This is a genomic window from Shinella sp. R2-11, assembly GCF_055330205.1.
Map to the genome: position 1 here is coordinate 39,141 of NZ_JBVAPC010000003.1, position 20,579 is coordinate 59,719.

At 66.3% G+C, this 20,579-nt stretch carries 18 protein-coding genes; 8 read left to right on the forward strand and 10 right to left on the reverse strand.

The genetic code is table 11. The features are described from left to right. The first annotated feature begins 19 nt into the window (after nt 1-19). Nucleotides 20-1,645: a cisplatin damage response ATP-dependent DNA ligase gene (locus ACZ1A1_RS08675; RefSeq protein WP_463619579.1), complete on the forward strand. Its 1,626-nt coding sequence runs from the start codon at nt 20-22 to the stop codon at nt 1,643-1,645. Here ACZ1A1_RS08675 and ACZ1A1_RS08680 read toward each other — a convergent pair. The 4 genes from ACZ1A1_RS08680 to ACZ1A1_RS08695 all read right to left on the reverse strand — a co-directional run bounded on the left by ACZ1A1_RS08680 (nt 1,642) and on the right by ACZ1A1_RS08695 (nt 7,014). Next, complete coding sequence (locus ACZ1A1_RS08680; RefSeq protein WP_463619580.1) at nt 1,642-1,995, reverse strand: hypothetical protein; 354 nt, start codon at nt 1,993-1,995, stop codon at nt 1,642-1,644. The genes ACZ1A1_RS08675 and ACZ1A1_RS08680 overlap by 4 nt on opposite strands. A gap of 1 nt (nt 1,996) precedes the next feature. Further along, the gene (locus ACZ1A1_RS08685; protein ID WP_463619581.1) at nt 1,997-2,956 is read right to left on the reverse strand and encodes a glutathione S-transferase family protein; all 960 of its coding nucleotides are present in this window, start codon (nt 2,954-2,956) and stop codon (nt 1,997-1,999) included. A gap of 325 nt (nt 2,957-3,281) precedes the next feature. Further along, entirely contained in the window at nt 3,282-5,411 is a 2,130-nt protein-coding gene (gene scpA, locus ACZ1A1_RS08690) for a methylmalonyl-CoA mutase (protein ID WP_463619582.1), read from the reverse strand. Between the two features lie 205 nt (nt 5,412-5,616). Beyond that, the gene (locus tag ACZ1A1_RS08695; RefSeq protein ID WP_463619583.1) at nt 5,617-7,014 is read right to left on the reverse strand and encodes a methylmalonyl-CoA mutase family protein; all 1,398 of its coding nucleotides are present in this window, start codon (nt 7,012-7,014) and stop codon (nt 5,617-5,619) included. A 234-nt stretch (nt 7,015-7,248) separates the two neighbouring features. On the opposite strand from ACZ1A1_RS08695, the gene ACZ1A1_RS08700 reads away from it, so the two are divergent. After that, on the forward strand, nt 7,249-8,025 hold the full coding sequence (locus ACZ1A1_RS08700) for a L,D-transpeptidase (protein ID WP_463619584.1): 777 nt from the start codon (nt 7,249-7,251) through the stop codon (nt 8,023-8,025). 145 nt (nt 8,026-8,170) lie between these two features. On the opposite strand, the gene purN is transcribed toward ACZ1A1_RS08700, so the two are convergent. The 3 genes from purN to putA form a co-directional block, all read right to left on the reverse strand. After that, nucleotides 8,171-8,836: a phosphoribosylglycinamide formyltransferase gene (gene purN / locus ACZ1A1_RS08705; protein WP_463619585.1), complete on the reverse strand. Its 666-nt coding sequence runs from the start codon at nt 8,834-8,836 to the stop codon at nt 8,171-8,173. Next, nucleotides 8,833-9,906 (reverse strand): phosphoribosylformylglycinamidine cyclo-ligase, encoded by a 1,074-nt coding sequence (gene purM, locus ACZ1A1_RS08710; RefSeq protein ID WP_463619586.1) that lies wholly within the window; start codon nt 9,904-9,906, stop codon nt 8,833-8,835. The genes purN and purM overlap by 4 nt, the downstream gene beginning before the upstream one ends. A gap of 616 nt (nt 9,907-10,522) precedes the next feature. Then, complete coding sequence (putA, locus tag ACZ1A1_RS08715; protein WP_463619587.1) at nt 10,523-14,185, reverse strand: trifunctional transcriptional regulator/proline dehydrogenase/L-glutamate gamma-semialdehyde dehydrogenase; 3,663 nt, start codon at nt 14,183-14,185, stop codon at nt 10,523-10,525. 138 nt (nt 14,186-14,323) lie between these two features. Between putA and ACZ1A1_RS08720 the strand changes: the two genes are divergently transcribed. Both ACZ1A1_RS08720 and ACZ1A1_RS08725 read left to right on the forward strand, forming a co-directional pair. Beyond that, nucleotides 14,324-14,794, forward strand: a complete 471-nt coding sequence (locus ACZ1A1_RS08720) for an Lrp/AsnC family transcriptional regulator (protein ID WP_119255568.1) — start codon at nt 14,324-14,326, stop codon at nt 14,792-14,794. Nucleotides 14,795-14,939: 145 nt separating this feature from the next. After that, a complete protein-coding gene (locus tag ACZ1A1_RS08725; RefSeq protein ID WP_119255569.1) occupies nt 14,940-15,131 on the forward strand; it encodes a DUF3008 family protein in 192 nt (63 codons plus the stop codon). Between the two features lie 98 nt (nt 15,132-15,229). Here the strand turns inward: ACZ1A1_RS08725 and ACZ1A1_RS08730 are convergent, their stop codons facing one another. Continuing rightward, complete coding sequence (locus ACZ1A1_RS08730; protein ID WP_463619588.1) at nt 15,230-15,535, reverse strand: hypothetical protein; 306 nt, start codon at nt 15,533-15,535, stop codon at nt 15,230-15,232. Nucleotides 15,536-15,936: 401 nt separating this feature from the next. Here ACZ1A1_RS08730 and ACZ1A1_RS08735 point away from each other — a divergent pair, with 401 nt between their 5' ends. Then, on the forward strand, nt 15,937-16,380 hold the full coding sequence (locus ACZ1A1_RS08735) for a DUF1810 domain-containing protein (RefSeq protein WP_463619589.1): 444 nt from the start codon (nt 15,937-15,939) through the stop codon (nt 16,378-16,380). After that, nucleotides 16,377-16,934: a DUF488 domain-containing protein gene (locus ACZ1A1_RS08740; protein WP_463619590.1), complete on the forward strand. Its 558-nt coding sequence runs from the start codon at nt 16,377-16,379 to the stop codon at nt 16,932-16,934. The genes ACZ1A1_RS08735 and ACZ1A1_RS08740 overlap by 4 nt, the downstream gene beginning before the upstream one ends. Before the next feature lie 82 nt (nt 16,935-17,016). Here ACZ1A1_RS08740 and ACZ1A1_RS08745 read toward each other — a convergent pair whose 3' ends face one another. After that, entirely contained in the window at nt 17,017-17,475 is a 459-nt protein-coding gene (locus ACZ1A1_RS08745) for a MarR family winged helix-turn-helix transcriptional regulator (protein ID WP_463619591.1), read from the reverse strand. An 81-nt stretch (nt 17,476-17,556) separates the two neighbouring features. Here ACZ1A1_RS08745 and hmgA point away from each other — a divergent pair, with 81 nt between their 5' ends. Then, nucleotides 17,557-18,885, forward strand: coding sequence for a homogentisate 1,2-dioxygenase (gene hmgA / locus ACZ1A1_RS08750; RefSeq protein ID WP_463619592.1), 1,329 nt, complete (start codon nt 17,557-17,559; stop codon nt 18,883-18,885). Nucleotides 18,886-18,887: 2 nt separating this feature from the next. Here hmgA and ACZ1A1_RS08755 read toward each other — a convergent pair whose 3' ends face one another. Beyond that, a complete protein-coding gene (locus ACZ1A1_RS08755) occupies nt 18,888-19,448 on the reverse strand; it encodes a DUF2585 domain-containing protein (protein WP_463619593.1) in 561 nt (186 codons plus the stop codon). Between the two features lie 113 nt (nt 19,449-19,561). Here ACZ1A1_RS08755 and ACZ1A1_RS08760 point away from each other — a divergent pair, with 113 nt between their 5' ends. After that, nucleotides 19,562-20,578: a fumarylacetoacetate hydrolase family protein gene (locus tag ACZ1A1_RS08760; protein ID WP_463619594.1), complete on the forward strand. Its 1,017-nt coding sequence runs from the start codon at nt 19,562-19,564 to the stop codon at nt 20,576-20,578. The last annotated feature ends 1 nt before the right edge of the window (nt 20,579 follow it).

Genomic DNA, 20,579 nt, shown 5'->3' on the forward strand with positions numbered 1-20,579 from the left:
CTCCCGAAAGCTCCCGCCCATGAGAGCCTTCGCCACCCTCCTCGACCGCCTTGTCCTCACCCCCTCGCGCAACGGCAAGCTCAAGCTGCTCGCCGACTATTTCCGCGACACGCCCGATCCCGACCGCGGCTACGGCCTTGCCGCCATCGCCGGGACGCTGGACCTCAAGAGCGTCAAGCCGGCGCTCCTGCGCGAACTGGTGCTGGAGCGCATGGACGAGGTGCTGTTCCGCTACTCCTACGACTATGTCGGCGACCTTGCCGAGACCATCGCGCTCGTCTGGGACCAGGAGCGCAAGGAGCGCGTGGCCGACGACGCCCAGCCGCGGCTCGGCGCGGTCGTTGCACGCATGAACGCGCTCGGCCGCACCGAGGTGCGCGGCGCGGTACGGGACCTGCTCGACCGGCTCGATCCCTCCGCCCGCTTCGCCTTCCTGAAGCTCGCGACCGGCGGCCTGCGCATCGGTGTTTCCGCCCGGCTCGCCAAGCAGGCGCTCGCCGATTTCTCCGGCCGGGACGTCACCGAGATCGAAACCCTGTGGCACGGCCTCCAGCCGCCCTACGAGCCGCTCTTCGCCTGGCTGGAGGGCAGGGCCGGACGCCCGTTGCTGGCGACGCCCGCGATCTTCCATTCCGTCATGCTCGCCAACCCGGTGGGCCAGGGCGATCTCGACGCTCTCGATCCCGCCGATTTCGCCGCCGAATGGAAATGGGACGGCATCCGCGTGCAGCTCTCGTCATCCGGCACGACGCGCCGGCTCTATTCCCGCTCCGGCGACGACATTTCCGGCGCCTTCCCGGATGTGCTGGAGGCTATCGATTTTGAAGGCGTGGTGGATGGCGAGCTTCTGGTCGGCGGCACGGCGCGCATGAACAGCCCGACGCGTACCTTCTCCGATCTCCAGCAGCGCCTCAACCGCAAGACCGTCAATGCGCGGATGCTGGACGAATACCCCGCCTTCGTGCGCGCCTACGACATGCTCTTCGACGGCGAGGCCGACATTCGCCCGGCACCGTTCCTCGAGCGCCGCGCGCGCCTTGCGGATATCATCGGCAAGGCTCCGCACGACCGGTTCGACCTTTCCCCGCTCGTTCCCTTCGAAAGCTGGGAGACGCTGGACAGCCTTCGCCGCGCGCCGCCCGATCCCGTCATCGAGGGCGTGATGATCAAGCGCCGCGACAGCGCCTACCAGGCCGGCCGCATGAAGGGGCCGTGGTTCAAGTGGAAGCGCGATCCCTACAATATCGACGCGGTGATGATGTACGCCCAGCGCGGCCACGGCAAGCGCTCCAGCTACTATTCCGACTTCACCTTCGGCGTCTGGACGGAAGGGCCGGACGGCGACGTGCTGGTGCCCGTCGGCAAGGCCTATTTCGGCTTCACCGATGCCGAGCTCGAAGTGCTCGACCGCTATGTGCGCAACAACACGACCGAGCGCTTCGGCCCGGTGCGGGCCGTCCGCGCCGAGCCCGGCTATGGCTTCGTGCTGGAAGTCGCCTTCGAGGGCATCAACCGCTCCACCCGCCACAAGTCCGGCGTCGCCATGCGCTTCCCCCGCATCGCCCGCCTCCGGCAAGACAAGCTGCCGACCGACGCCGACCGGCTGGAAACGCTGATGGCGATGGTGGAGGCGAAGGACGTTTAGGAGTGGCCTCCGTAATGGCCGAAAGACAGCATCGCCTGGACGAAGAAGGTGAGGGGCAGCAGCATGCCGCCCATGAAAACGCCGACCGACATGTTGTACTTGCGTCCCATATGGATCGCCAGCGCGGCCGGAGCAGCCACCACCAGCAGCAGGTGCGTGACGATGAGGTAGGTGGGCAGCGTCGTTTCGAAACCCATCATGATGGCAAGAGCGTACACCCAGATGATCGCAATGAGCAGAAGCCAGATCACGCCGGCGAGCAGCGGCCCGTATTTGCGATAGACGCGAAGCGCTTCCGGAAAAGTTGCCATCAGCCCAAGGATCGTCACCGCCCAAACCATCATCGGCATATCAGAGTCCCAGCGCCGAAAGATCGGGTCCGAGCGGCACGATGCGGTTCGGGTTCAGCGACTTGATGGAATAGTAGCCGTGCTTGATGTGGTCGATATTGACCGTATCGCGCACGCCGGGGAGGTCGAGCACGCGTTTCGTGTAGGCCGAGAGTGCCGCATAGTCGGCGAGGCGCTGGCGGTTGCACTTGAAGAGGCCGAAATAGGCGGCGTCGAAGCGGATGAGCGTGACGAAGAGGCGGATATCGGCCTCGGTGAAGGTATTGCCCGTCAGGAACGGCCGGCCGTCGGCAAGGCGCGCTTCCAACTCGTCCAGCATGGCGAAGACGCCCTGGTAGGCCTCCTCGTAGGCGACCTGCGTCGTGGCGAAGCCGGCGCGGTAGACGCCATTGTTGAGCGCAGGATAGATGTGCTCGTTGAGGGCGTCGATCTCGGCGCGCAGGGTCTGCGGGTAGAGGTCGACGCTCTCGTCGGCCAGAGCGCCGAAGCCGGTGTTGAGCATGCGCACGATATCGGCGGACTCGTTGTTGACGATGGTCTTCCGCTCCTTGTCCCAGAGCACCGGAACGGTGGCGCGGCCGGTGAAGGTCGGCTCGGCGCGGGAATAGAGTTCGTGCAGATAGGTCGCGCCGTTGAGGTCGTCACGATTCGATCCCGGAAAGTCGCCGAAGCGCCAGCCCTGCTCGGACAGCGCCGGCTCGACCACGGAAACGGAGATGACATCGGTGAGCTTCTTCAGCTTGCGCGCGATCAGCGTGCGCGAGGCCCAGGGGCAGATGAGTGCGACATAGAGGTGGTAGCGGCCGCGTTCGGCCGCAAAGCCGCCTTCGCCCGTCGGGCCGGCGCTGCTGTCCGGCGTCACCCAGTTGCGGAAACTCGATACCTGCCGCACGAAGCCGCCCTTGGCGTCCGTCGCCTGAACCGGCTGCCAGTCTTCCGTCCATTTGCCATTGACGAGCATCGCGTCACCTCGTTTCGGTTGTGTAGGACTGGCGTATCTCTCGCGCGCGGAAACCGCAATTGCCCGATGGATTGACACAGCGTTCACAAAGGCCGGATGGTCGCCTTCTGCTTGGAAAGGCCCGGCTGCTTCGCGTGGTGGGCATGCCCCTCATCCGGCCTGCCGGCCACCATCTCCCCGCAGGCGGGGAGAAGTAGAGATGTCGGACCGTTTTCCTCAAACAATAGCCGTTCGTGGGGCAAGCCCCCTCTCCCCGCTTGCGGGGAGAGGGTTAGGGTGAGGGGCAAACTCCGAATGCGCCGGCCAGCCGCAAGGCGGCGACCGCTCAGGCCATCAGCCGGTCGATCAGCGCCGAGGCGGCGTCCGCGATGACGGTTCCCGGCGGGAAGATCGCATCGGCCCCGGCCTTTTCCAGCGCGGGAAAGTCCTGCGGCGGGATGACGCCGCCCACCGCGATCAGCATGTCGCGCGCGCCACGCTTGACGAGAGCGGCCTTCAGCTCGGGCACCAGCGTCAGGTGCCCGGCGGCGAGCGAGGAGGCGCCGACGATATGCGCGCCCTCGCGGATCGCCAGCTCCGCCACCTCTTCAGGCGTCTGGAACATCGCCCCGACGACAACATGGAAGCCGAGGTCGGCGAAGGCGCTGGCGATGACCTTCTGGCCGCGGTCGTGCCCGTCCTGCCCCATCTTGGCGACGAGGATGGTCGGCTTCTCGTGCCTGAGCTTCTCGAAGGCGGCGATCTTGCCGGCGGCGGTGTTGAAGGCGCGGTCGTCCGCGCCCATCTCCTTGCGGTAGACGCCGGAGATCGTGCGAATCTCTGCGACATGCCGCCCGAAGGCCCTTTCCAGCGCGAAGGCGATCTCGCCGACGGTCGCCCGCGCCCGCGCCGCCTTCACCGCGAATTCCAGGAGGTTGCCGTCGCCGCTGCGGGCGACTTCTGTCAGCCTGTCGAGCGCGCTTTCGGCCGCCGCCGTGTCGCGCGTACCCTTGAGCTGCTGGAGTTTCGCGAGCTGGCGGGCGCGCACCTCGGAATTGTCGACCTTCAGCACGTCCACCTCGATGTCGCGCTCGGGCCGCGAGAAATTGACGCCGACGACGGTCTGGTGGCCCGAGTCGATGCGCGCCTGCGTGCGGGCGGCGGCCTCCTCGATGCGCAGCTTGGGAATGCCCTTCTCGATGGCCTTCGCCATGCCGCCGAGCGCCTCCACCTCCTCGATATGGGAAAGCGCGCGGGCGGCAAGGTCGTGCGTCAGCCGCTCGACATAGGCCGAGCCCCCCCAGGGATCGATGATGCGCGTCGTGCCGCTCTCCTTCTGGAGAAGGATCTGCGTGTTGCGGGCGATGCGGGCGGAGTGGTCGGTCGGCAGCGCCAACGCCTCGTCGAAGGAATTGGTGTGCAGCGACTGGGTATGCCCCTGCGTTGCCGCCATCGCCTCCACCATGGTGCGCATGACGTTGTTCATCGGGTCCTGCGCCGTCAGCGACCAGCCGGAGGTCTGGCAATGGGTGCGCAGCGCCAGCGACCGGGCGTCCTTCGGCGAAAAGTTTCGCTTCATCAGCGCGGCCCAGATGAGGCGCGCGGCGCGCATCTTGGCGACTTCCATGAAGAAGTTCATGCCGATCGCCCAGAAGAAGGAAAGGCGCGGCGCGAAGGTGTCGATATCGAGCCCAGCGGCGACCCCGGCGCGAGCATATTCGATGCCGTCGGCAATCGTATAGGCGAGCTCCAGGTCCGCCGTCGCCCCGGCCTCCTGCATGTGGTAGCCGGAGATCGAGATGGAGTTGAACTTCGGCATGCGCCGGCTGGTATAGCTGAAGATGTCGGAGATGATCCGCATCGAGGGCTGCGGCGGGTAGATATAGGTGTTGCGGACCATGAACTCCTTGAGGATGTCGTTCTGGATGGTCCCGGACAATTTGTCCTCGGAAACGCCCTGTTCCTCCGCCGCCACGATGAAGAGCGCCATGATCGGCAGCACCGCGCCGTTCATGGTCATGGACACGCTCATCTGGTCGAGCGGGATGCCGTCGAAGAGCTGGCGCATGTCGAGGATGGAATCGATCGCGACGCCCGCCATGCCGACGTCGCCCGCAACGCGCGGATGGTCGCTGTCATAGCCGCGGTGGGTGGCAAGGTCGAAGGCGACGGAAAGGCCCTTCTGCCCGGCCGCCAGGTTACGCCGGTAGAAGGCGTTCGATTCCTCCGCCGTCGAGAAGCCGGCATATTGCCGGATCGTCCAGGGTTGCTGGACATACATGGTCGGGTAGGGGCCGCGTAAGTAGGGCGCCGCGCCCGGCCAGGTGTCGAGATAGGAAAGGCCGGAAAGATCCGCCTCGCCATAGGCGCCGGCGACGGCGATGTCCTCCGGTGTTGCCCATACGGCCTCGCTGGTCGCGGCGGGCGCCGTCGGCTTCGACCAGGGGATGGAGGAGAAGTCGGGAATCCGGCTCATGCGGCGGCTCCTTTGATACGGCATTGCGCTGTGGCCTCACCCCCCTCTGCCCTGCCGGGCATCTCCCCCACAAGGGGGGAGATTAGATGAAGCGCCGTCTCGCCCATCTCCAGCGTCGCTGATTGAGCAAGGTTTTCGCGTCTTGCCGATCTCCCCCCTTGTGGGGGAGATGCCCGGCAGGGCAGAGGGGGGTAGGCCGCGCCCATCACGCCGCCTCCACGCAATCAACCAGCAGCACCGGCCGCAGCCCGGCCGCTGGTGCCGTCTCGTCGAGCGGACCGAGCACCGTCACCGGCCGCTCGTCCTTCAGCGGAAACAGCGTCGTGCCCACTATGGGCCTTGCCTTCCGTGCGCCGCGCGCCGCCTCGACCATGGCCTGCACCGCGCCCGAGACGATGGCGGCGGAAAGCCCGCCCGTCTTCTCGATCCCGGTGAAGATCTCCCACGCCTTTTCCGCCAGCCCCTCCGTCAGCGCCTCGATGCCGCCGGCGCCGGCGGCGGGGTCGGCGACATGGGCGAGGTTGCTTTCGGTGATCAGCACGACCTGCGTGTTGCGGGCGATGCGGCGGGCGAGGGGATCGGGCAGGCCGAGCGCCAGCGTGTGCGGCAGCACGGTGATCTCGTCCGCCCCGCCGGTGCCGGCGGCAAAGACGGCGATGGTGTTGCGCAGGATGTTGGTTTCCGGGTCGCGCCGCGTCAGCATGCGCCAGCTCGTCTCGGCGTGGATATGCGCCGGCTTCGGCCCGGAAATCCCGCAGGCCGCCTGCATGCGGGCATGGATCAGCCGCGCCGCGCGCATCTTCGCCGTGGTGAGGAACTGGTCCTGGTCGGCGGCAAGCGACAGGCAGGTCGCCGCGAAGGCGTCTTCCGGCGCGATGCCCGCCGCATCGAGCAGGCGCAGGCTCTCCGCCAGCGCCGCCGCGACAATGGCAAGCTCCAACGCCTCGCTCGCCCCGGCATTGTGCGCCAGCCGCCCGTCGGCATTCAGCACGGAACCGGAAAAGCCGAAGCCGATCAGTTCCTTGGCAAGGCCGCTCAGCGCGCCGCTTTCGCCGCGGCCGCCGGCAAGCGCCGTGGTGAAGGGATCGAGCCCGAAATGCACCGGCGCCGTCTGCGCGCCGGCCTCCGCGAGCGCGCGGGCAAGCGTCGTCGCGAGCGCCCGGTCGGCAAAGCCGGCTTCGAGCCGCAGCGAGAAGGGCGCGGCGGCGCGCGAGGCGGCGGTCTTGCGGAAGGCGGTCTCGCTGCCGGCCGCAATGCCCGTGCCGTGCGCCGCGGCGCTGCCGCGGAAGACGAGGGAAATGCCGGTCGCGCCGTTTTCGAGGTCGTCGGCCATCTGCGCGCGGGCGCGGGCAGGGTCTGCATCGTCGCGGCGCTGGTTGACGGTCCAGGCGCCGCCCGCGTGCGGCGTATCGGCATGGCCGTGGGCGAGGGGCGCTGCGCCTTCGCGGCGGCTGTAGATCGGCTGGATGGCAAGGCCGTCGTCGCTGTGCGAGACGAGGCTCGCCTCGAAATCCGCGCCTTTCAGCGCCTTTTCGGCCAGTTTGCGCCAATCCGCCTCGTCGAGCGGCGCAAAGTCCGCATCCTTCAATATGCTCGCGTCCATCCCGTCGCGTTCTCCGTTTCCCGGAATTTCTTCCATTCGGGATACAGCGTAAAGGACCACTTTGGTAGAGTGGCCTTCGGGCGACAGCGGGTGGAAATTGCGGCGCGCAAGCCTCGGGCCAGTCGCGGCTGCCACAATTAGGGCAGGATTGCGGACCCAATTCGCCTTTTGTTAGTTGGTGATTCAGCCTCTTCGTTCATTCTGCCTTTCCGATAAACGGGTGCCCACGCTTTCATGACCGATACCGCGCTTTCCCGCCGCCGCTTCCTCCAGTTTTCCGGCCTCGCCATGGCAAGCGGCCTTGCCGGCTGCACCTCGTCCATGAACACGGACCAGTTCCGCTACGAGACGCGGCCCTATTTCCGCAATCCCGCGCTGGAAGGGCGCCCGGAATATATCGACAACCGGCAGCCGATCGGCCTTTACGGCCAGACGCCGCCCTCGGGCCTGCTGCCCGAATCCTCGCGCTATGCCTCGATCTATGGTCCGGTAAACGACGGCGGCTTCCAGGTGCCGGCCGTGCCCTACCAGCAGATCGACGCGCGCTTCTACCGGCAGGAGGTCGAGAGCCCCTTCGCCGAAAAGCCCGGCACGATCATCGTCGATACGGGCAATCGCTTCCTCTATCTCATCCTGCCGTCGGGCCGCGCCATGCGCTACGGCGTCGGTATCGGCCGGCAGGGTTTTGCCTGGTCGGGCCGCGGCGTCATCCAGTGGAAGCAGGCCTGGCCGAAATGGACGCCGCCGGACGAGATGGTCAAGCGCCAGCCGGAACTCGTCAAATATTCCGGCGCCAACGGCGGCATGCCCGGTGGGCTCAACAATCCGCTCGGCGCCCGGGCGCTCTATATCTTCCAGAACGGCCAGGACACGCTCTATCGCCTGCACGGCTCGCCGGAATGGAAGTCGATCGGCAAGGCCGTCTCGTCAGGCTGCGTGCGCATGCTCAACCAGGATGTGATCGACCTTTACGATCGCGTGAAGGGCAAGGCGCCGATCCTGGTGATCTGATCGGGAAAACCCCTCCCTAAATCCCTCCCCACAAGGGGGAGGGACTTAACGTGCCGACCCTCTGCGTTTCATTTTGAACGGTGAGCCAGCCTCCTCCTTCTCCCCCCTTGTGGGGGAGATGCCGGCAGGCAGAGGGGGTCTTTTCTCAGACCGCCGCCGGCGAAATCAGATACGCGCCGTCCACCTGCGGCAGGTCGCCCGAGGCAACGGCCTTGCCGCCCTCCATCCGCACCTTGCCTTCCGCGACGAGCCGCAGCGCCATCGGATAGCTGCGGTGCTCCACGGTGAGCACCCGCGCGGCGAGCGTCTCCGCCGTATCGGCCGGCAGAACCGGCACGGCCGCCTGCACGACCATCGGCCCCTCATCCATGCCCTCCGTCACGAAATGCACCGTGCAGCCCGCAAGGCGCATGCCGGCGTCGATGGCGCGCTGGTGCGTATGAAGGCCGGGGAAGAGCGGCAGCAGGGAGGGGTGGATGTTGAGGATGCGGCCTTCATGGCGGTTGATGAAGGTGCCGGAGAGCAGGCGCATGTAGCCGGCGAGGCAGATGATATCGGGCGAGAGCGCGTCCAGCGCATCGAGGATTGCCGCTTCGTGCGCTTCCTTGCTGGCGAAGTCCTTGCGCAGGAAGGTGCGGGTCGAAATGCCGAGCGCCTCGGCCTTCGCAAGCCCGCCCGCCTCCGCCTTGTCGGAGAACACCGCGACGATCTCGGCCGGGAAATCCGGTGCTTCTGCCGCCTTCGCCAGCGCCAGCATGTTGGAGCCGCCGCCGGAGATGAAGGCGACGACGCGCTTGCGGGGCGACGTCATAGGGCGAGCGTGCCCTTGTAGATCGTGCCGGCCGCGCCCTCTTCACGGGCGACCATGCGGCCGAGGCGGAAGACGTTTTCACCTTCGGCGGAAAGCGCGGCAGAGACCGCATCGGCCTTGTCGGCGGGAACGACGGCGATCATGCCGACGCCGCAGTTGAAGGTGCGCAGCATTTCCTTCGCTTCCACGCCGCCGGTCCTGGCGAGCCAGGAGAAGACGGCCGGGGCCTTGACCGCGTCGAGGTCTATCTCGGCGGCAAGGTGCTTCGGCAGCACGCGCGGGATGTTTTCCGGGAAGCCGCCGCCGGTGATATGCGCCAGCGCCTTGATCGCGCCCGTCTCGCGGATCGCTTTGAGGAGCGGCTTCACATAGATTTTCGTCGGCGCCAGCAGCGCTTCGCCGAGGCTCTTTTCGCTATCGAACGGGGCGGGCGCATCCCAGGCAAGGCCGGAGAGCGTGACGATCTTGCGCACCAGCGAATAGCCGTTGGAGTGAACGCCCGAGGAGGCAAGGCCGAGGATGACGTCGCCTTCTGCGATGTCGCCCGCCGGCAGCAACTGCCCGCGCTCGGCCGCGCCCACGGCAAAGCCTGCAAGGTCGTAGTCGCCATGCGAATACATGCCCGGCATTTCGGCGGTCTCGCCGCCGATCAGCGCGCAGCCGGCCTGCCGGCAGCCCTCGGCGATACCCTCGACGATGGCCGCGCCCTGTTCGGGATCGAGCTTGCCGGTGGCGAAATAGTCGAGGAAGAAGAGGGGCTCTGCACCCTGCACCACGAGGTCGTTGACGCACATGGCGACGAGGTCGATGCCGACCGTGTCGTGGCGGTCCGCGTCGATGGCGATCTTCAGCTTGGTGCCGACGCCGTCGTTGGCGGCGACGAGCACCGGATCCTTGAAGCCGGCCGCCTTGAGGTCGAAGAGGCCGCCGAAGCCGCCGATCTCGCCGTCCGCGCCCGGGCGGCGCGTGGAGCGCACGGCCGGCTTGATCTTCTCGACCATCAGGTTGCCCGCGTCGATGTCGACGCCCGCATCGCTATAGGTCAGACCGTTCTTCTCCGACTGGCTCATGCTCTCGTCTCCGGCGCTGGAGCATTCTGCAGGCAGGCGCTTCCGCCTGCCGTCGCACAAATGCGGCAAAACAAATGGACAGAGCAGGTGAGCGGATGAAGGCGGGCCCGGCTGCTCTGAGCTGTTCGCGCCCGATTGGCATGATGGGGCCGCAAGTGCAAGAAGAATGCCGGGAAAGCGGGGATTTTTTCACCGAATTGCTGGCCGGCGTTGCGGTCGCCCCTCACCCGGCAAGGAGCAGGGCTTTGGCACATGGAGGCAAACCCTATCGCCCTTCGCGTTCTTCGCAATGGGAAGAAATTGTCGGCTGGCGGATGCGGGGGAATGCTGAAGGCAGGAGGAAGCCAAAGGGGAGCACCCGGCCCTCTCATCCAACCCTTCGGGCCACCTTCTCCCCGAGGGGAGAAGGGACGAGCGGCAACGTCGAACCCATATGCGATTGCTTTGCCGCAAGGAGGGAAAGGGACGCATCGCTTAGACGCGTGGGAGAGGAAACCAGCGCGGCATATCCCCTTCTCCCCGCTTGCGGGGAGAAGGTGGCCGGCAGGCCGCATGAGGGGCCGGTCCTCATGCCCACGGGAAGGAATGTCGCGGCGGAACCCGCCGCGACTATCTGTCAGCCGATGGCCATCAGGCTGGCATTGCCGCCGGCGGCGGCGGTGTTGACGGAGGTGGAGACCTCCTCCAGCAGCCAGTTGAGGCAATAGGCTTCCGGGTCGCTGGCAAGTTCCGCGCTGGTCGCCGCCTGCACCAGCACCAGCGGGCCGGGAAGGCCGGCGATCTTGCGGTTGACACGCTGAACGTCCTCCGCCTCGCCCTCGACGAGTGCGCCGGCGAAGGGGCCGTCCTTCGCCCAGTCGGCCGTCCACGTCAGGCGGGCGGCGACGGAGGCGGGGAGGTCCGCCAGAGCCGGCTTCAGCGCCTCGACATTGTCGATGGCGATCTGGTTGCCCGTCGCGAGCGCCGCTGCGATCTGCCGCAGGAGGCCGGCTTCCGTCTTCGGCACGAGGAGGATGCGGCCGCGCGGATGCAGTGCATAGATGTTGCGCTCGCCAACCGGGCCGGGCAGCTCCCGCTCGAGGCCGAGTGCGGAACGGTTGGCGAAGCTGCGCGCCGTCTCGCCTTCGGCAGCCTTGCCCTTGCGGTCGAGCCAGGTGATGAAGTCGCGCAATGCCGGGTCGGTATGCACCGAATCCTGCTGCGGCGGGACCGGTGCCTTCTGCACGAGGCGGCCGATATAGAGCGGGCCGCCCGCCTTGGGGCCGGTGCCGGAAAGGCCGCGCCCGCCGAAGGGCTGCACGCCGACGACCGCGCCGATGATGTTGCGGTTGACGTAGATGTTGCCAACCTTGATGCGGCTGACGACATGGGCGATCGTCTCGTCGAGGCGCGTGTGCAGGCCGAAGGTGAGGCCGTAGCCGGAGGCGTTGATGTCGTCGATCAGCCGGTCGAGATCGGCGCGGCGGAAGCGGATGACGTGCAGCACAGGGCCGAAGACCTCGCGCTTGAGGTCGGAAAGCGTCTTCAGCTCGATGATCGTCGGCGGCACGAAGGTGCCGTTCTCCGTGCCGGCCGGCAGCGGAAGCTGCTCGACCTTGTTGCCGAGTTCGCGCATGTGCTCGATGTGCTTGACGATACCGTCGCGGGCTTCTGCCGTGATGACCGGACCGATATCGACATTGAGGCTGTCCGTGCGGCCGAGCGTCAGTTCCTTGAGCGCGCCCTTCAGCATGGTCAGCGTCCGGTCGGCGACGTCGTCCTGCAGGCAGAGCACGCGCAGCGCCGAGCAGCGCTGGCCGGCGCTGTCAAAGGCCGAGGCGATGACGTCTCCGACGACCTGTTCGGCAAGCGCCGAGGAATCGACGATCATGCCGTTCTGGCCGCCGGTCTCGGCGATCAGCGGGATTGGCTTGCCGCTTTCCGAAAGGCGCTCGGCAAGCTGGGCCTGGATGAGGCGGGCGACTTCCGTCGAGCCGGTGAACATGACGCCGGCCGTCTTGGAGGCGCCGACAAGCGCCGCGCCGACGCGGCCCGCGCCGGGCACGAACTGCAGCGTGCCGGCCGGAACGCCGGCCTCGTGCAGGATCTTCACGCTCTCATGCGCGATGATCGGCGTCTCCTCGGCGGGCTTCGCCAGCACGGCATTGCCGGCGACGAGGGCGGCGGCGACCTGTCCGGTGAAGATGGCGAGCGGGAAGTTCCACGGGCTGATGCAGACGATCGGGCCGAGCGCCAGATGGGACGGGCCGAGCGTGCGGCGCGCCTGTTCGGCATAGTAGCGCAGGAAGTCGACGGCCTCGCGCACTTCGCCGATGGCGTTGGCCGCCGACTTGCCGGCCTCGCGCATGATGATACCCATCAGCGGTTCGATGCGGGCTTCCATGAGGTCTGCCGCGCGGTCGAGGCAGGCGGCGCGCTCGGCGGGGGCGGTCGCGGCCCAGGCGGCGACGCTGTCCGCCGCCATGCCGACGATGCGCTCGGCGTCTTCCGCCCTGATCTCGGTGACGCGGCCGACGAGGTCGCGGTGGTCGGCGGGGTTGAGGACGTCGCTGGTCTCGCCGGCCGTGGAGCCGTCCGCCAGAAGCGGTGCGGCGTGCCACTGCTTCGCGGCGGTGCCGGCAAGCTCGCCGGCCAGTTCCGCGAGCGTCGTCTCGTTGGAGAGGTCGAGGCCCCTGGAGTTCTCGCGGCTCTTGCCGAAGAGGTCGACGGGCAGGGCGATCTGGTCGTGCTGCGCGCCGACGACGGGCATGGCGGCGACGATGTCGACCGGATCGGCGATCAGCGATTCCACCGAGACCTTCGGGTCGGAGATGCGGTTGACGAAGGAGGAGTTCGCGCCGTTTTCGAGGAGGCGGCGGACGAGATAGGCGAGCAGCGTCTCATGCGTGCCGACGGGGGCGTAGATGCGGCAGGGCCGGTCGAGCTTGTCCTTGCCGACCACCTCGTCATACAGCGGCTCGCCCATGCCGTGCAGGCACTGGAATTCGTACTTGCCGACCGCGAAATCCGGGCCTGCGAGCTGGTAGATCGTCGCGAGGCTCTGCGCGTTGTGCGTGGCGAATTGCGGGAAGACGGCATCCGGCGCGGCGAGCAGCTTGCGTGCGCAGGCGACATAGGCGACGTCCGTATAGATCTTGCGCGTATAGACCGGGAAGCCTTCGAGGCCATCGAGCTGCGCGCGCTTGATCTCGGCGTCCCAATAGGCACCCTTGACGAGGCGCACCATGACGCGTCGGCCGGAGCGGCGGGCGAGGTCGATGATGAAGTCGAGCACGAAGGGGCAGCGCTTGCCATAGGCCTGCACCACGAAGCCTAGGCCGTTCCAGCCCTTGAGATCCTCGTCGAAGCAGAGGCTTTCGAGGAGGTCGAGCGAGAGTTCCAGCCGGTCGGCTTCCTCGGCGTCGATGTTGAGGCCGATATCGCAGCTCCTGGCGATGGCGGCGAGCGCCTTCACCTTCGGCAGCAGTTCGCCCATGACCCGCCCGGCCTGCGCGCGGACATAGCGCGGATGCAGCGCCGAGAGCTTGATGGAGATGCCGGGGCCTTCATAGATACCGCGGCCGGCCGAGGCCTTGCCGATGGCATGGATGGCGGCCTCGTAGTCGCGGTAGTAGCGCTCGGCGTCGGCGGCGGTCGTGGCGGCCTCGCCCAGCATGTCGTAGGAATAGCGGAAGCCGCGCGCTTCCAGCGGCTTGGAGCGCTTCAGCGCCTCCTCGATGGTCTCGCCGGTGACGAACTGCTCGCCCATCATGCGCATCGCCATGTCGACGCCCCGGCGGATGACGGGCTCGCCGGCGCGCGCGATGAGGCGCGTCAGCGCGGCGGAAAGGCCGCGGTCGTTGACGGTGGAGGTGAGCTTGCCGGTGACGACGAGGCCCCAGGTCGCGGCATTGACGAACATCGACTTGCCGCCGCCGATATGGGAGGTCCAGTCGCCTTCGGCGATCTTGTCGCGGATCAGCGCGTCGCGCGTGTCGGTGTCGGGAATGCGCAGCAGCGCCTCGGCAAGGCACATCAGCGCCACGCCTTCCTGGCTCGACAGCGAGTATTCCTGCACCAGTCCCTCGACGCCGGTACCCTTGTGCTTGGCGCGCAGCGCCTCGATCAGCGTGCGGGCGGTGCTGCGGATATCGTAGCGCTGCGTGTCGGTGACGCGTGCGGCCGCGACGAGCGGCGGCAGGCACTCGGTCTCGGGGCGGCGATAGGCGGCGGTGATCGCCTGGCGCAGCGCGCTCTGGGGACGGATCGGCGGGGCGAAATCGGCGAAGGGTTTCTGCATGGCGGGACCTATGAGAAGCGGTTTGCATGATATCCGGGAAACTGGCGCGGACAATATCACGGCACTAAAAAACAAATGGACTTCAAATCGCCTTCGATTAGGCTGATCGCATCTATTTTCTGCAGATTGGAGGGTGATTTGCCCGATATTTCCCATGCTGATGGGTCGTTGGATGCCTTCGACCGAAAAATTCTTGAGGAACTCACGGAAAACGGCCGCATTCCCGTCGCGGAGCTGGCCGAGAAGGTGGGTCTCTCCAAGACGCCCTGTCAGAACCGCTTCAAGCGGCTGATCGCCGAAGGCTTCATCCAGGGCTTCAAGGCGATCCTCAATCCCTCGAAGATGAACCTCGACCACATCGCCTTCGCCGAGGTGAAGCTGACCAACACGCAGGAGGAGGCGCTGACCAGCTTCAACGCGGCAGTGAAGAAGATCAAGGAGGTCGAGGAGTGCCACATGATCGCCGGCCGCTTCGACTATCTGCTGAAGATTCGCACCCGCGACATCAAGAAATACCGACTGGTACTCGGCGAGAGGATTTCGAACCTGCCCTATGTCGCCAATACCTCGACCAATGTGGCGATGGAGACGGTGAAGGAGCGGGGGTGACGGTATCGCCTGTGGCCTGCCCCTCACCCTAGCCCTCTTCCCGCCTGCGGGGAGAAGGTCCCGGCAGGGGGATGAGGGGCCAAGCATGCCCCGGAACATCGCACGGCCGCCCGCGTTTGCGCTCCTATCGACAAAGGAGGCTGGCATGCCGGCAAAATCGAAAGCGCAGCAGAAGGCCGCCGGTGCGGCCCTTGCCGCAAAGCGCGGCGACATGAAGAAGAGCGAGCTGAAGGGCGCCTCGAAGGGCATGGAGAAATCCATGTCGGAAAAGGAGCTGGAGGAAATGGCCTCCACCAAGCGCAAGGGCAAGCCGGAGCACAAGTCGAAATCCGACTGACGCTCTCGCGCAGGCCCGCGCTTCAGCCCCGGCGAGGGCGGCCCGACCGCGCGTTTCGCGCAGCCGAGACCGCGTTACCCCTCAGACATGGATACGGCTTAGATTCCCGACCCGTCGAGCTGCTGGGCATCGTCGCCCTGCCATGGAGAGGGCGCGGCGGCGCGGCCGAAATTGGCCGAGGGCATGGGCATCCAACACTTCAGTTCAGGCTCGGCATATTCGATGATGCAGCCGGGGGCGGAATCGGAGGCGCGCCAGCCCTCGCCGCCGAAGCGGTCGCTATGCGACCAGTAGGCGACATCGACTTCCGCCGGCCCCTGCTCGGACGAGCGGACCGTGACGAGGATCCGGCTACCGTCCTTCGGCGCGCTCGCCATCTGGCGCCAGCGTTCTGGTTCGTCCATCGACTTTCCTCCGTCCTGTGTAAAGCGAAGTGTCGCCTCGCCGGCAAAACGGGTCAACCCAAACTTTGCGAAGTCCGTCCTATTTTGCGCGGCGCGGCCTTCGCGCCGAGACCCTGAAATGACGAAGGGCGCTCGACCCTTTCGGGGAGCGCCCTTCGAGCCCGGACAACTACGAACGCGCGACAGGGGACCATCGCTGCAGGCAGTCGTCGAATACGGGCAGTGAGCGAGAGATGGGGAGAGGGCGGCGGGAATTCAAGAGCGCCGATGGCGCGTCGTCCAAGAACCGCGTCAAACGATCGGAGAGGGCGAAACAACACGATGCGCTCGGTCGTTGGACGGATACGCCACCGGCCGTCGGTCGCTTTGCTAGGATGCGGCCGGTATCAGGAGAGGATGCGATGGCGCAGGATGACCGGTTCGCGCTTTCCCGCTTCGTCGCGGCACAGGACCCTGTCTTCGACACGGTCATCGCGGAGCTGCGGGCCGGACGCAAGGAAAGCCATTGGATGTGGTTCGTTTTCCCGCAATTGCGCGCGCTCGGGCGATCCCCCACCGCGAAATTCTACGGCATCGGCTCTCTCGACGAGGCGAGGGCCTATCTTGACCACCCCGTGCTTGCCGGGAGACTGGCCGAAGCAGTGGATGCCGTGCTCGCCGTGGAGGAGCGTTCCGTCCATGACATCTTCGGTTCCCCCGACGACCTGAAATTCCGCTCCTCGATGACCCTGTTCGACGAGGCGGCAGGCGGCAGCGAGAGACGGTTCCGCCTTGCGCTGAAACGCTTCTTTGCCAGCGAACCCGACCGGCATACGCTGGAGCTCATTCATGCGAGAGGGCGATGACGCTGCCATTCTTCACCATCGGCCATTCCAACCGCAGCCTTGCGGAGTTCGTCGCCTTGCTGCGTTCCGCGCGCGTCGAACGGGTCGTCGATATCCGCAAGATGCCGATGTCGCGCGCCAATCCGCAGTTCAACCACGACGCGTTGTCCGCCGCACTGGCCGAGATGCAGATAGGCTACGAGCATGTCGCGGCGCTCGGCGGGCTTCGCGGCCGCAGGCCGGTCTTGCCGCCGCAGATCAATGGCCTCTGGCAAAACAGGAGCTTTCACAATTACGCCGACTATGCGCTGTCCGACGCTTTCCATGCAGGCTTGGAACATCTTCGCACGGAGGGGCATCGGTGGCGTTGCGCGATGATGTGCGCCGAGGCAGTCTGGTGGCGCTGCCACCGCCGCATCGTTTCCGATTACCTGATCGCGCAGGGCGAAACCGTCTTCCACATCATGGGCGAAGGCCGGATCGAGGAGGCGCATCTGACTCCCGGCGCCGAGCCGCAAGCGGACGGAACGGTGGTCTATCCCGCCCCCGGCGAGCCGCTTCCTTCCGATCGATGATATCGGCTCGTAGCGACACACCCGCTTGCCATGACGGCGGCGCGCTATCCCGGCGAATGCTTATGCTGGATGCAACGTCCCCTCATTCGCGGGACGACCGCAAAGGCATCGTGCCCGGAAGCTTCGCTTCGATCGCCGCAAGGCCGGCCTCCAGTTGCGCAAGAGCGCCGGCGCCGAGGAGCTGCGCCATTTCCCGCTCGTAGTCATGCGCGAGCTCGATCATCTCGGTGAAGATGCGCCGGCCGGCCGGGGTCAGTTCCAGATGCTCGAAGCGGCGGTCCTCGGCGTCCTCGCTGCGCTTCAGCCAGCGCTTTTCCTCCAGTGCCCGGACGGCGCGGGAGACCTTCGTCTTGTGCATGCTGGAATTGGCGCCGATCTCCGTCGCCGTCATGCGGCCGTAGGAGCCGAGCGCGGCGAGCGCCCGCCATTCCGGCCGGGTCATCCGGTAGCGGTTGCGGTACTGCGCGGCGAAGCGCTGGCTCACCCGCTCGGCCGCCTGGTTCAGCCGGTAGGGCAGGAAGGTTTCGAGCTTGAAGTCCATGGCGGGTCGCCTTGATGGTTACAAAATGGACAGTTACGCTTGTAACTATCTGATAAGGAGCCTCGCGGAGGAGGGCAAGCCATGGCGGAGAGCACCAACAGCCTGAAATACATGCCGGGCTTCGGCAACGATTTCGAGACGGAATCGCTGCCTGATGCCCTGCCGCAGGGCCAGAACAGCCCGCAAAAGTGCAATTACGGCCTATACGCCGAACAGCTTTCCGGCTCGCCCTTCACCGCCCCGCGCGGCACCAACGAGCGCTCCTGGCTCTACCGCATCCGCCCGAGCGTGCGCCACACGCGCCGCTTTTCCCATGCGAACTACCCGCACTGGAAGACCGCGCCCTGCCTCGACGATCATTCCCTGCCGCTCGGCCAGCTTCGCTGGAATCCGCTGCCCGCGCCGAAGGAAGAGCAGACCTTCCTCGAAGGCATCCGCACCATGACGACGGCCGGTGACGTCCTGACCCAGGTCGGCATGGCCGCGCATGCCTATACGTTCAACGCGGACATGGTGGACGACTATTTCTTCGATGCCGACGGCGAGCTGCTGGTCGTGCCGCAGCTGGGCGCAATTCGCGTCTTCACCGAAATGGGCATCATGGATGTCGAGCCGCTGGAAATCGCACTCATCCCGCGCGGCATGATGTTCAAGGTCTCGCGCATCGGCGAGGGCGATGTCTGGCGCGGCTATGTCTGCGAGAATTACGGCGCGAAGCTCACCCTGCCGGATCGCGGCCCGATCGGCGCCAACTGCCTCGCCAATCCGCGTGACTTCAAGACGCCCGTCGCCGCCTATGAGGACAAGGAGACGCCCTGCCGCGTCCACGTCAAATGGTGCGGCAAGTTCTACGTCACCGAGATCGGACATTCCCCGCTCGACGTCGTCGCCTGGCACGGCAATTACGCGCCATTCAAATACGACCTTCGCACCTATTCGCCGGTCGGCGCGATCCTCTTCGACCATCCCGACCCGTCGATCTTCACCGTGCTGACGGCCCCGACGGAGGAGGCCGGCACGGCGAATATCGACTTCGTCATCTTCCCGCCGCGCTGGCTGGTCGCCGAGCATACTTTCCGCCCGCCCTGGTATCACCGCAACATCATGAGCGAGTTCATGGGTCTCATCCACGGCCAGTACGATGCCAAGGAGGAGGGCTTCGTGCCCGGCGGCATGAGCCTGCACAACATGATGCTGCCGCACGGCCCCGATGCCACCGGCTTCGAGAAAGCATCCAACAGCGAGCTGAAGCCCGTGAAGCTCGACCACACCATGGCCTTCATGTTCGAGACGCGCTTTCCGCAGCAGCTCACGAAATTCGCGGCCGAGCTGGAGACGCTGCAGGACAACTATCTCGACTGCTGGGACGGGCTGGAGCGCCGGTTCGACGGCACGCCGGGAATCAAGTGAATTCAGCCACCCTGCCAGGCTTTCACCGCTTCGATGGGCCAGACAAGCATCAGGATGTTCAGCGCCAGCCCGTCGCGGATGAGGTAGGTGGTCATCGCCTCGAAGATCACGATGAGCGCGACGCTTGCCCAGACGGGCAGGCGCGAGGCGAGGAAGAAGCCGACGACCATCGCGAGGATATCCGCGCTGGAATTGATCACGCTGTCGCCGAAATAATCGAGCGAGACCGTCGATTCGCGGTAGCGGTTGATCACCATGTCGGTGTTTTCGAGGATTTCCCAGGCGCATTCCACGACGAGAGCGAGGGCGAGGCGCACGTTTATGCTCGCCTTTTTCAGGACCAGCGTGAAGAAGCCGAAGAACAGGATGCCGTGGATGATGTGGCTCGGCGTGTACCAGTCGCTAAGGTGCTGCGAGTTTTCGGAGGAAACCACCACGCCATGCCATAGTTTCACATATCCGCACTTGCAGATGAGCGGCTGACCCATCGTATAAAGGATGGCGGCCGTCACGGCGATGAAGCCGGCGGCGATCAGCAGGGAATTTCGGACCGTGCGGTTCACGCGGGATTTCCTTGGAGAGGCGATGCGGCGCGGACGCGGCGCATGCGGGTGGAGACAGGCGGCCGGAAGATGACACGATCCGCCGGCCGGAAACAAGATCGGGAGCGACACGCATGAAACTTGCGACATTGAAGGATTCCACCCGCGACGGCCGCCTGGTCGTCGTCTCGCGCGACCTGACGCGCTGCTCGGAAGTGGGCCATATCGCCCGCAGCCTGCAGGCCGCGCTCGACGATTGGGCGCATGTCGCGCCGCGGCTGGAACGGGTCGCCGAAGGGCTGGAGACCGGCTCGCAGCCGACGACGCGCTTCCACGAGCACGACGCGGCCTCCCCGCTGCCGCGCGCCTACCAGTGGGCGGACGGTTCTGCCTATGTCAACCACGTCGAGCTGGTGCGCAAGGCCCGCAATGCCGAGATGCCGGAGAGCTTCTGGACGGATCCGCTGATGTACCAGGGCGGCTCCGACAGCTTCCTCGGCCCGCGCGACCCGATCTTCGCATCCGACGAGGCCTGGGGCATCGACATGGAGGGCGAGATCGCCGTCATCGTCGACGATGTGCCGATGGGTGCGAGCGTGGAGGAGGCGCGCGATGCGATCCGCCTCGTCATGCTCGTCAACGACGTCTCGCTGCGTGGCCTCATCCCCGGCGAACTCGCCAAGGGGTTCGGTTTCTTCCAGTCGAAACCCTCCTCCGCCTTTTCCCCCGTCGCCGTGACGCCCGACGAACTGGGCGATGCCTGGAAGGCCGGCAAGCTGCACCTGCCGCTCCTCGTCTCGCTCAACGGCACGCCCTTCGGCAAGGCCGATGCCGGCGTCGACATGACCTTCGATTTCGGCCAGCTCGTCGCCCATGCGGCAAAGACCCGCCCGCTCGTCGCCGGCTCGATCATCGGCTCGGGCACCGTTTCCAACAAGCTCGACGGCGGTCCCGGCAAGCCGGTCGCCGAGGGCGGGGCGGGCTATTCCTGCATCGCCGAGGTCCGCACCATCGAGACGATCGCTGCCGGTGCGCCGAAGACGCCCTTCATGAAGTTCGGCGATATCGTGCGCATCGAGATGAAGGACAAGGCCGGCCATTCCATCTTCGGTGCCATCGAGCAGACCGTGACGCGCTACGAGAAGGAGTGAC

Coding starts and splice junctions, on each gene's coding strand:
- ACZ1A1_RS08745 (WP_463619591.1), bottom strand. CDS start 17,475: ATGGACTTCAAGCTCGAAACCTTCCTGCCCTACCGGCTGAACCAGGCG.
- ACZ1A1_RS08685 (WP_463619581.1), bottom strand. CDS start 2,956: ATGCTCGTCAATGGCAAATGGACGGAAGACTGGCAGCCGGTTCAGGCG.
- ACZ1A1_RS08700 (WP_463619584.1), top strand. CDS start 7,249: ATGACCGATACCGCGCTTTCCCGCCGCCGCTTCCTCCAGTTTTCCGGC.
- ACZ1A1_RS08740 (WP_463619590.1), top strand. CDS start 16,377: ATGACGCTGCCATTCTTCACCATCGGCCATTCCAACCGCAGCCTTGCG.
- scpA (WP_463619582.1), bottom strand. CDS start 5,411: ATGAGCCGGATTCCCGACTTCTCCTCCATCCCCTGGTCGAAGCCGACG.
- ACZ1A1_RS08760 (WP_463619594.1), top strand. CDS start 19,562: ATGAAACTTGCGACATTGAAGGATTCCACCCGCGACGGCCGCCTGGTC.
- ACZ1A1_RS08695 (WP_463619583.1), bottom strand. CDS start 7,014: ATGGACGCGAGCATATTGAAGGATGCGGACTTTGCGCCGCTCGACGAG.
- putA (WP_463619587.1), bottom strand. CDS start 14,185: ATGCAGAAACCCTTCGCCGATTTCGCCCCGCCGATCCGTCCCCAGAGC.
- hmgA (WP_463619592.1), top strand. CDS start 17,557: ATGGCGGAGAGCACCAACAGCCTGAAATACATGCCGGGCTTCGGCAAC.
- ACZ1A1_RS08735 (WP_463619589.1), top strand. CDS start 15,937: ATGGCGCAGGATGACCGGTTCGCGCTTTCCCGCTTCGTCGCGGCACAG.
- purN (WP_463619585.1), bottom strand. CDS start 8,836: ATGACGTCGCCCCGCAAGCGCGTCGTCGCCTTCATCTCCGGCGGCGGC.
- ACZ1A1_RS08730 (WP_463619588.1), bottom strand. CDS start 15,535: ATGGACGAACCAGAACGCTGGCGCCAGATGGCGAGCGCGCCGAAGGAC.
- ACZ1A1_RS08680 (WP_463619580.1), bottom strand. CDS start 1,995: ATGCCGATGATGGTTTGGGCGGTGACGATCCTTGGGCTGATGGCAACT.
- purM (WP_463619586.1), bottom strand. CDS start 9,906: ATGAGCCAGTCGGAGAAGAACGGTCTGACCTATAGCGATGCGGGCGTC.
- ACZ1A1_RS08675 (WP_463619579.1), top strand. CDS start 20: ATGAGAGCCTTCGCCACCCTCCTCGACCGCCTTGTCCTCACCCCCTCG.
- ACZ1A1_RS08725 (WP_119255569.1), top strand. CDS start 14,940: ATGCCGGCAAAATCGAAAGCGCAGCAGAAGGCCGCCGGTGCGGCCCTT.